The organism is Rhizobacter sp. P3_C12, assembly GCF_056402735.1.
Genome location: NZ_JBFUGW010000272.1, coordinates 1 through 8,091, shown reverse-complemented (window position 1 = coordinate 8,091; position 8,091 = coordinate 1). Strand labels below are relative to the sequence as shown.

At 67.5% G+C, this 8,091-nt stretch carries 11 protein-coding genes; 7 read left to right on the top strand and 4 right to left on the bottom strand.

Annotated elements, in window-relative coordinates; all coding sequences use genetic code 11:
- From AC1DXV_RS27995 to AC1DXV_RS27985, 3 genes are all read left to right on the top strand, one after another.
- On the top strand, positions 1-376 hold a 376-nt coding region (locus tag AC1DXV_RS27995), incomplete at its 5' end, for a redoxin domain-containing protein (RefSeq protein WP_477936665.1).
- 104 nt (positions 377-480) lie between these two features.
- Complete coding sequence (ahpF, locus tag AC1DXV_RS27990; protein ID WP_477936663.1) at positions 481-2,058, top strand: alkyl hydroperoxide reductase subunit F; 1,578 nt, start codon at positions 481-483, stop codon at positions 2,056-2,058.
- A 126-nt stretch (positions 2,059-2,184) separates the two neighbouring features.
- The gene (locus AC1DXV_RS27985) at positions 2,185-3,015 is read left to right on the top strand and encodes a YihY family inner membrane protein (RefSeq protein WP_477936661.1); all 831 of its coding nucleotides are present in this window, start codon (positions 2,185-2,187) and stop codon (positions 3,013-3,015) included.
- Between the two features lie 9 nt (positions 3,016-3,024).
- Here the strand turns inward: AC1DXV_RS27985 and AC1DXV_RS27980 are convergent, their stop codons facing one another.
- From AC1DXV_RS27980 to AC1DXV_RS27965, 4 genes are read right to left on the bottom strand one after another with little or no spacing between them, the layout of a single operon-like run.
- On the bottom strand, positions 3,025-3,822 hold the full coding sequence (locus tag AC1DXV_RS27980) for an aminoglycoside phosphotransferase/kinase family protein (RefSeq protein ID WP_477873828.1): 798 nt from the start codon (positions 3,820-3,822) through the stop codon (positions 3,025-3,027).
- 12 nt (positions 3,823-3,834) lie between these two features.
- Positions 3,835-4,557 carry a class I SAM-dependent methyltransferase gene (locus AC1DXV_RS27975; protein WP_477936659.1) on the bottom strand — a complete coding sequence of 241 codons (723 nt, stop codon included), beginning with the start codon at positions 4,555-4,557 and terminating at the stop codon, positions 3,835-3,837.
- A complete protein-coding gene (gene pip, locus AC1DXV_RS27970) occupies positions 4,547-5,497 on the bottom strand; it encodes a prolyl aminopeptidase (protein ID WP_477936657.1) in 951 nt (316 codons plus the stop codon). The genes AC1DXV_RS27975 and pip overlap by 11 nt, the downstream gene beginning before the upstream one ends.
- A gap of 24 nt (positions 5,498-5,521) precedes the next feature.
- The gene (locus AC1DXV_RS27965) at positions 5,522-5,893 is read right to left on the bottom strand and encodes a DUF3892 domain-containing protein (RefSeq protein ID WP_477874629.1); all 372 of its coding nucleotides are present in this window, start codon (positions 5,891-5,893) and stop codon (positions 5,522-5,524) included.
- Positions 5,894-6,046: 153 nt separating this feature from the next.
- Here AC1DXV_RS27965 and AC1DXV_RS27960 point away from each other — a divergent pair, with 153 nt between their 5' ends.
- From AC1DXV_RS27960 to AC1DXV_RS27945, 4 genes are all read left to right on the top strand, one after another.
- Complete coding sequence (locus AC1DXV_RS27960; protein ID WP_477874631.1) at positions 6,047-6,304, top strand: helix-turn-helix transcriptional regulator; 258 nt, start codon at positions 6,047-6,049, stop codon at positions 6,302-6,304.
- Between the two features lie 77 nt (positions 6,305-6,381).
- Positions 6,382-7,185 carry an alpha/beta fold hydrolase gene (locus AC1DXV_RS27955; protein ID WP_477936655.1) on the top strand — a complete coding sequence of 268 codons (804 nt, stop codon included), beginning with the start codon at positions 6,382-6,384 and terminating at the stop codon, positions 7,183-7,185.
- 263 nt (positions 7,186-7,448) lie between these two features.
- A complete protein-coding gene (locus AC1DXV_RS27950; protein ID WP_477936653.1) occupies positions 7,449-7,865 on the top strand; it encodes a hypothetical protein in 417 nt (138 codons plus the stop codon).
- A partial coding sequence (locus AC1DXV_RS27945) for a transposase (protein WP_477936651.1) occupies positions 7,865-8,091 on the top strand: 227 nt, incomplete at its 3' end. The genes AC1DXV_RS27950 and AC1DXV_RS27945, both read left to right, overlap by 1 nt.

Genomic DNA, 8,091 nt, shown 5'->3' with positions numbered 1-8,091 from the left:
GCTGGGCACCGAGGTCTACATCATCACGACCGACACCCACTTCGCGCACAAGGTGTGGCACGAGACCTCGCCGGCCGTCGGCAAGGCCAAGTTCCCGCTGATCGGCGACCCGACGCACAAGCTGACGCGCGCGTTCGGCGTGCACATCGAGGAAGAAGGCCTGGCACTGCGCGGCACCTTCGTGATCAACCCCGATGGCGTGATCAAGACCGTCGAAGTGCACGACAACGCGATCGCGCGTGACGTGAAGGAAACCCTGCGCAAGCTGAAGGCCGCGCAGTACGTCGCCAAGAACCCGGGCCAGGTCTGCCCGGCCAAGTGGAACGAAGGCGCCGCCACGCTGACGCCGTCGCTCGACCTCGTCGGCAAGATCTAAGACCTCTCTCTTTCCCCCTGTTCTGCCGCTCTGCGGCCCCGCCTTCGGGCGGGGTCCTGGGCGGAGCTCTACCCGAATAACACCAAACACAAAGGACGATCACCATGTTGGACGCCACCCTCCAGGCCCAGCTCAAGGGCTACCTGCAACGCCTGACGCAGCCGGTTGAACTGGTGGCGTCGCTCGATGACCGCCCCGCCTCGGGCGAGATGCGCGAGCTGCTCGAAGAGATCGCCGGCCTGAGCGAGCTGGTGAGCCTGCGCCTGGACGGCACCGACACGCGTCGACCGTCGTTCAACATCAGCCGTGCCGGTGCCGGGATGGGCGTGCGCTTCGCCGCGATCCCGATGGGCCATGAGTTCACCTCGCTGGTGCTGGCGCTGCTGCAGGCCGGTGGCCACCCGCCGAAGGTCGAGGCCGAGGTGATCGAGCAGATCAAGTCGCTGACCCGCGAGGATGGCGGCGACTTCGTGTTCGAGACCTACATGTCGCTGACCTGCCACAACTGCCCCGACGTCGTGCAGGCGCTGAACCTGATGGCGGTGCTGAACCCGCGCATCAAGCACGTCGCGATCGACGGCGGGCTGTTCCAGGGTGAAGTGGAAGGCCGCCAGATCATGGCCGTGCCCACCGTCTACCTGAACGGCGAGGTGTTCGGCTCGGGCCGCATGGAGGTCTCGGAGATCCTGACCAAGGTCGACACCGGTGCTGCGGCACGCGTGGCGGCCAAGCTGGGCCAGAAGGATGCGTTCGACGTGCTGATCGTCGGCGGTGGCCCCGCCGGCGCGGCGGCGGCCGTGTATGCGGCGCGCAAGGGCATCCGCACCGGCATCGTCGCCGAGCGCTTCGGCGGCCAGACGCTCGACACGCTGGGCATCGAGAACTACGTGTCGATCCTCGAGACGCAAGGCCCGAAGTTCGCGGCCGCGCTGGAAGCGCATGCGCGCGTCTACGAGGTGGACATCATGAACGGCCAGCGCGTCGCGGCGCTGGAGMCGGCCGCGCAGCCGGGCGGCGAGATCACCGTGACGCTGGAGAACGGCGCCGCGCTGAAGAGCCGCAGCGTGATCCTGTCGACCGGCGCGCGCTGGCGCAATGTGAACGTGCCCGGCGAGGCCGAGTACAAGAACAAGGGCGTGGCGTACTGCCCGCACTGCGACGGCCCGCTGTTCAAGGGCAAGCCGGTGGCGGTGATCGGTGGCGGCAACTCGGGCGTCGAGGCGGCGATCGACCTGGCTGGCCTGGTGGCGCACGTCACCGTGGTGGAGTTCGCCGACACGCTGAAGGCCGATGCAGTGCTCGTGAAGAAGCTGCACAGCCTGCCGAACGTGACGGTGCACACCAACGCGCAGACGACCGAGATCACCGGCGACGGGCAGAAGGTGAACGGCCTGGTCTTCAAGGACCGCGCGACGGGCACCGAGCACCGCGTGGAGCTGGCCGGCGTGTTCGTGCAGATCGGCCTGGTGCCCAACACCGAGTTCCTGAAGGGCACGCTGGAGCTGAGCAAGTACGGCGAGATCATCGTCGACGCGCGCGGCGCGACGAACCAGCCGGGCGTGTTCGCGGCCGGAGATGCGACGACGGTGCCGTTCAAGCAGATCATCATCGCCGCGGGCGATGGGGCGAAGGCGGCGCTGTCGGCGTTCGATCACCTGATCCGCACGCCGGTGGCAGCCTGAGCGACCTGAGCGACCTGAGCGAGTTGCGCAGCATTCCCGGATTTCGCTGCGCTGCATCCGGGCTACGGCATTCGTAGCCCGGGTGCAACCCGGGAAGCGGTCTCTCAAGGGCAGAATGGCCGCCCGATGATCCACCTCACCCGACTCACGATCCAGCGCGCCCGGGCCGAGCGCTTGCCGCAGATCGCCGGCAGCCTCACCTTCACGACGGTGCTGTCGGTGGTGCCGTTTCTCGCGGTGTGCTTTGCGCTCTTCACGCGCTTTCCGATGTTCAAGCGGCTCGAGGACGCGATCGAGGAGCACCTGCTGCGCAGCCTGCTGCCCGAGGAGATCTCGCGCACCGTGCTGCGCTACCTGGCGCAGTTCGCGACCAACGCGAACGGGCTGACGCTGGTCGGCTCGCTGTTCCTGGTGGTCACCGCGGTGGCGCTGCTGCTGACCGTCGAGAACGCGCTGAACCAGATCTGGAAGGTGAAGAAGAACCGGCCGTTCCTGAAGCGCGTCGGCATGTACCTGCTGATGATCGCGTTCGGCCCGCCGCTGCTGGGCGTGAGCCTGTGGGCCACGTCGTACGCGGTGAGCGCCTCGGCCGGGCTGATCGAGACGCTGCCGCCGTGGGCCAGGTTCGGCCTGACGCTCGGGCCGGCGCTGATCGGCTCGATCGCGATGGCCGCCCTCTTCCACTTCATGCCCAACACCCGCGTGCGCAAGCGCGATGCGGCCATCGGCGGGCTGATCGCCGGCATCGCGTTCGAGCTGGGCAAGCGCGGTTTCGCGGCCTATGTGCTGAAGCTGCCGACCTACAAGACGGTGTACGGCAGCTTCGCGGCGTTTCCGGTGTTCCTGCTGTGGGTGTACTTCTCGTGGCTGGTGACGCTGGCGGCGGCGCTGGTGACGTCGAACCTGGCGCGGGCGAGGAAGCAGCCGCCGGGGACCAGGAAGCCCGCGAAGGCCTGACCCGAGTCGTCACCCGCCGGTGATTCCCTCGTACGCCAGCACCGGCTCGAACTCCCGCAGCGTGGCGTAGAACGCCGCGGCATTCGCCGCATCGAAGAAGAGCGGCACGCACAGGCGGAACACCACGGCGCGCAGCACCAGCTGCCGTCGAAGCGCGTGCGGAAGGTCCAGCAACTCCAGCGACGCCGCCGGCGCGTGATGCCACGCGATGCTGTCGGCCACGAGCACGGCATGCGCGTACGCGACCGGCCGGAACGCCGGCGAGATGTCGATGACGACCGGTGCATCGCCGTCGAACAGGATGTTGCCCGCCAGGTCGGTGTGGACGAACTGGCTCGGCAGGTCGACGGGCTGCCAGCGGGACTGCAACGACCTCACCACGGCCTTGACCTCGTCGCGTGCGTCCTCGGGCACACCGCGCTCGTTCCACGCGACCTGGGCGGCAGCCGTCCATGGGTTGGTCCACGCGTCGAACGCGGCCGGCTTGCCGATGTGGCGGACCGCGCGATGAAACGCAGTGGAAGCCGCGAGCTTGTCGGCCATCCGCCCTTCGACGAAGGCGCTGTCGACATGGCGTGTCGCACCCCACCCCTGCTCGCACCAGGCCCCAGCCAGGGATCGCACCGGTGCCGCCGCCTTCAGGCCGTGGAAGTCGACGCCCTCCAGCACATCGCCCAGCCACTCGTACTTGAAGATTTCGTCGACCGGCTTCAGCACCAGGTCGCCGGCACGCACCGAACGGCCCTGCCCGCCCGGCAAACGCTCACGCAGCGGGGAGTCGGTGAAACGCCGGACTGCTTCATCCATCGCCACCACCCATCACGCGCCGGTGGAATGCACGGGCTTGCGCGCCCACAGCACCGACAGGAACTCCTCGCCGAACACCTCCGCCCCCGGCGGCGGCTTCAGCATGCGCCGCGTGCCCTGCACCTCGAGCCCCGTCGCCCAGATGGCGCGCAATTGCGCCTCGGTGTAGCCCAGGCCGCCGCCGAGCGTGCGGCGCTCGTAGACCTCGGCGTCCGACAGCCCGCTGCCGCCTTCTGGGCGGAAGCACACCAGGCCGAACCAGCCGCCCGGGCGCAGCGCCTCGCTGACCAGCTGCACGTAGGTGTGCCGACGGTGCGGGGCCAGGTGGTGGAAGCAGCCGGAGTCATAGACAAGGTCGAAGCTGCCCGCCGGCATGCCGAGCTCGAAGACCGACTTGCAGTGCCAGCGCACCGGCACGCCGAGTTCGTTCGCGCGCTGCGTGGCCCAATCGATCGCCGCCTGCGCGTAGTCGACGCCGTCGACCTCGAAGCCGCGGCTCGCGAGGAAGCGCGCGTTGCGGCCGTTGCCGCAGCCGATGTCCAGTGCCCGCAGGCCGGGGGCCGCATGCGCATCGGCCCATTCGGCGAGGTTCTCGTCCGGCGCGTCACCGAAGAACGGCACCGGCTTCTGGCGATCGGCGTAGAAGTCTTGCCACCAGTCGCCTGCACGGCCGGCGAACCAGCCGTCGAGCATCGCCAGCACGGCCGCTTCGCCGCAGATGAGTTCATCGGGCATCGGCGAAGGCGTCGGTGGCCGTGACCAGCGCCGACGTGATGCCCGGCTCCATCGACGAATGCCCGGCATCGGGCACCACGACCAGCTGGGCCGAGGGCCATGCATCGGCCAGCGCGAAGGCATAGCGCACCGGGCAGATCACGTCGTAGCGGCCGTGCACGATGGTGCAAGGCAGGTGGGCGATGCGCGGCACGCCGGCGAGCAGCTGGTTGGGCGTGAGGAAGGCGCCGTTGACGAAGTAGTGCGCCTCGAGCCGCGCGAGGTTCAGCTCGAAGACGGCGTCCTGCGGCCGCAGCGGCTCGACCGGCAGCGGGATGAGCCGCAGGCAGGCGCCCTCGTAACTGCTCCAGGCGCGCGCCGCGGGGGCGTGCACGGCGGGGTCGGGGTTGCTCAGGCGGCGCTGGTAGGCCGCGAGCAGGTCACCGCGTTCGTCGGGCGGGATGGCACCGGCGAAGACCTCCCACTCCTTCGGAAAGAACTGCCGCATGCCGTGCAGCCACCACTGCTGCTCCTCGGTGCTGGCGAGCCAGATGCCGCGCAAGACGAGGCCGAGGCAGCGCTCGGGGTGCGCCTGTGCATAGGCCAGCGACAGCGTGGAGCCCCACGAGCCGCCGAACACCAGCCATTGCGCGATGCCGAGCCGCTCGCGCAGGCGCTCCAGGTCGGCGATCAGCAATGCGGTGGTGTTCTCGCGGCATTCGCCGGAGGGCGTGGACTTGCCGGCGCCGCGCTGGTCGAGGAGCACGATGTGGTAGCGGGCGGGATCGAAGAAGCCCCGGTCGGCTGCCGAGGTGCCGGCGCCGGGGCCGCCGTGCACGAAGATGACCGGGATGCCGGCGGGATTGCCGCTGCGCTCCCAGTAGAGCGAGTGCAGGTTGCCGGCGGGCATGAACCCTGTTTCCAGCGGTTCGATGGGTGGGTAGTGGGTGCGCAGGGTCATGCGCGCTGACTTTAGGCGAAAACGTCAGCGGCAGCGGCAGGTGCAACACGGCCGCCATGAGTGGAACCGGTCGCCACAGCGGCAGGGTTTGAGGGGCGGTGCGCCGCAATCGGGGCCGCAGTGCGGCAGCGCCAGCAGGTGATCGGCCCACTCGCCGCGCTCGGTGCGTGCGCGCAGGTGCGGCAGCTGGCCGGGCTCGCGCACGACATCGAGGTAGACCCACTGCCGGCGCAGGCGATCGACCACGTAGTAGCGCTCGATGTCGCGGTCCATGCAGCGGATGGCCTGGGCGATGTCGATGCGCCATTTGAGCTGGCTGTGGCCGATGTGGGTGATGAGGTCGTGGTGCGGGGGGCGCGTGGACAGGGTGATGCAGTTGATCTCGTAGCCCTTCATGCCAGGTTTCCCTTCCTCTGCTGCCGATGTGGTCCTGAATGAAGCCCTTGAAGCTCAAAAAATAATCCAAAGACTTCGTTTGGTATCCCAAAGTTAACACTTCGAAACCCAAAGAAGGTGGAGGACTTGTGCAGATGCCGCAATCCTTCCCGGATGAAAAAGAGTCCAGGCAAGAAGCTCGCGGCCCGCGATGTGTTCGCCCGCAACCTGCGCCGGGTGCGGCGCGCGCGGGAGATGTCGCAGGAAGCGCTGGGCCTGGAAGCGGAGATCACGCGCCCCTACATCAGCAGCGTAGAGCTTGGGCGGCGCAACATCTCGATCGACAACATGGGGCGCCTGGCCGACGCGTTGCGCGTGCCGCTGCGCGACCTGGTCGACCCGGACAAGTTCACCGACCTCGACGAGGCCTGAGGGACATCGCGCGAGCGGTGTAAGAAGCCGCGCACCGGGCGCGACGCACACGGATCCTCACTCCTCAGGGAATCCGCATGTTCACTCGTCGCCAGTTCTCCACGCGTGTCGCCGCCACGGTCGGGCTTGCTGCCACCGCGCGCCTTGCTTCGGCTCAATCTGCATCAGCGCCCGCAGCTGCCACCGCGCCGGGCGTTCGCAATGTCGTGCTCGTGCATGGCGCCTATGCCGATGGGTCGTGCTGGTCTGACGTGATTGCGCTGCTACAGCGCGCCGGGTTGCGCGCCACGGCGGTGCAGAACCCGCTCACTTCGCTGGCCGACGACGTGGCGGCCACGCAGCGCATCCTGGCGCTGCAAGACGGGCCGACGCTGCTGGTCGGGCACTCGTGGGCGGGCACGGTGATCAGCGAGGCTGGGGTCGATCCGAAGGTTGCGGGGCTGGTCTACGTGGCCGCGCGTGCGCCTGATGCGGGGGAAGACTACGGCGCGCTGGCCGCCAAGTTTCCGACGCCTCCGGCGAGCGCCGGGCTCGTCAAGTCGGGTGGGTTTGCGCAGCTGAGCGAAGAGGCCTTCCTGCGTGACTTTGCGGGTGACGTGCCTGCCGAGAAAGCTCGCGTGCTGTATGCGCTGCAGGGGCGCATTGCGGAGACGCTGTTTGCGTCACGCACCACGGTGGCCGCCTGGCGCAGCAAACCGAGCTGGTATGCGGTGTCGACGCAGGATCGGACGACCTCGCCGGAATTGCAGCGGTTCGTGGCTGCGCGGATGAAGGCGAAGACGGTTGAGATCGCGTCTAGCCATGTGTCGTTGATCAGCCATCCGCGGGAGATTGCGGGGGTGATTCTTGAGGCTGTGAAGCAGGTGACTGTCGGCGGCTGAAGCGCACAGGGCCTCAGCGGTTGCTGCCCTTGGCTCAAGCCGATTCAACGACGGCTCCACAGCGGTTTGCTGACCTCGGCCGGCCTGCGCGCTTGACCGTGCACTGGCGCTCGTGTGAAGGGAAAGAGTTCACATGATTTCGGGCGCACCAGAAAGTTGCAGCATGTAACCGTCCCTGCCACACTTCCCGTGACTACACGGGAGGCAAGATGCCAAGGACGCCCAAGACRACGCCTGAGCAGGATGGCGAGATCTCTTTCACCATGGTCAAGTTCACCATGAAGGGATCAGATACGAGCATGCAGAAGGGCATGGACGCGATCAAGTCAGCGTTCRTGCAGGCGGGATTTATCCCGGCTCTGCCAGACTCGCGAGTGCGTCCAAGCGGTGTCAAGCAACTTCAAGTCGCAGCTTCAGACGCAGAACCGGAAGTGGGCGACGAGGTCGCCGATGCCGTAGAGACGGACAGCGAGACCGCAGAAGTTGCACCCGCTCCGGCGTCGAAGAGGCCCGCGACGCCTCGTAAAGCGCCCAACTTCAAGGTCATCAAGGATTTGAAATTCGACGATGTCTCGCCGACGCTCAGCGAATTCGTCGCCGAGAAGGACCCGCAGACGACGCTCGATCGCTACCTCTGCATCGCATATTGGTTCAAGCACACTGACGTGGTCCAATTCTGATGGACACCTCGATGGGAGATTTTCCCGCAGAGGACGAGAAGAGCATGACCGAGAAGAAGAGAGCCCGCCGGGCATTTGATGCGGCGTTCAAGCTGCAAGTGGTTCGCATGGTGCGAGACCAGGGATTGAGCGTCGGGCAGGTGTGCCGCGACATGAACTTGACGGACAGTGGCGTGCGCCGCTGGCTCGAGCAGTTCGACGAGGAAGCGGCGGGCCGCCCCGGCGC

What these genes read in the sequence shown, in the direction of transcription:
- pip (WP_477936657.1), bottom strand. Translation starts at nt 5,497, where the DNA reads ATGACCCTGCGCACCCACTACCCACCCATCGAACCGCTGGAAACAGGG.
- AC1DXV_RS27955 (WP_477936655.1), top strand. Translation starts at nt 6,382, where the DNA reads ATGTTCACTCGTCGCCAGTTCTCCACGCGTGTCGCCGCCACGGTCGGG.
- AC1DXV_RS27980 (WP_477873828.1), bottom strand. Translation starts at nt 3,822, where the DNA reads ATGGATGAAGCAGTCCGGCGTTTCACCGACTCCCCGCTGCGTGAGCGT.
- AC1DXV_RS27965 (WP_477874629.1), bottom strand. Translation starts at nt 5,893, where the DNA reads ATGAAGGGCTACGAGATCAACTGCATCACCCTGTCCACGCGCCCCCCG.
- AC1DXV_RS27985 (WP_477936661.1), top strand. Translation starts at nt 2,185, where the DNA reads ATGATCCACCTCACCCGACTCACGATCCAGCGCGCCCGGGCCGAGCGC.
- AC1DXV_RS27975 (WP_477936659.1), bottom strand. Translation starts at nt 4,557, where the DNA reads ATGCCCGATGAACTCATCTGCGGCGAAGCGGCCGTGCTGGCGATGCTC.
- AC1DXV_RS27960 (WP_477874631.1), top strand. Translation starts at nt 6,047, where the DNA reads ATGAAAAAGAGTCCAGGCAAGAAGCTCGCGGCCCGCGATGTGTTCGCC.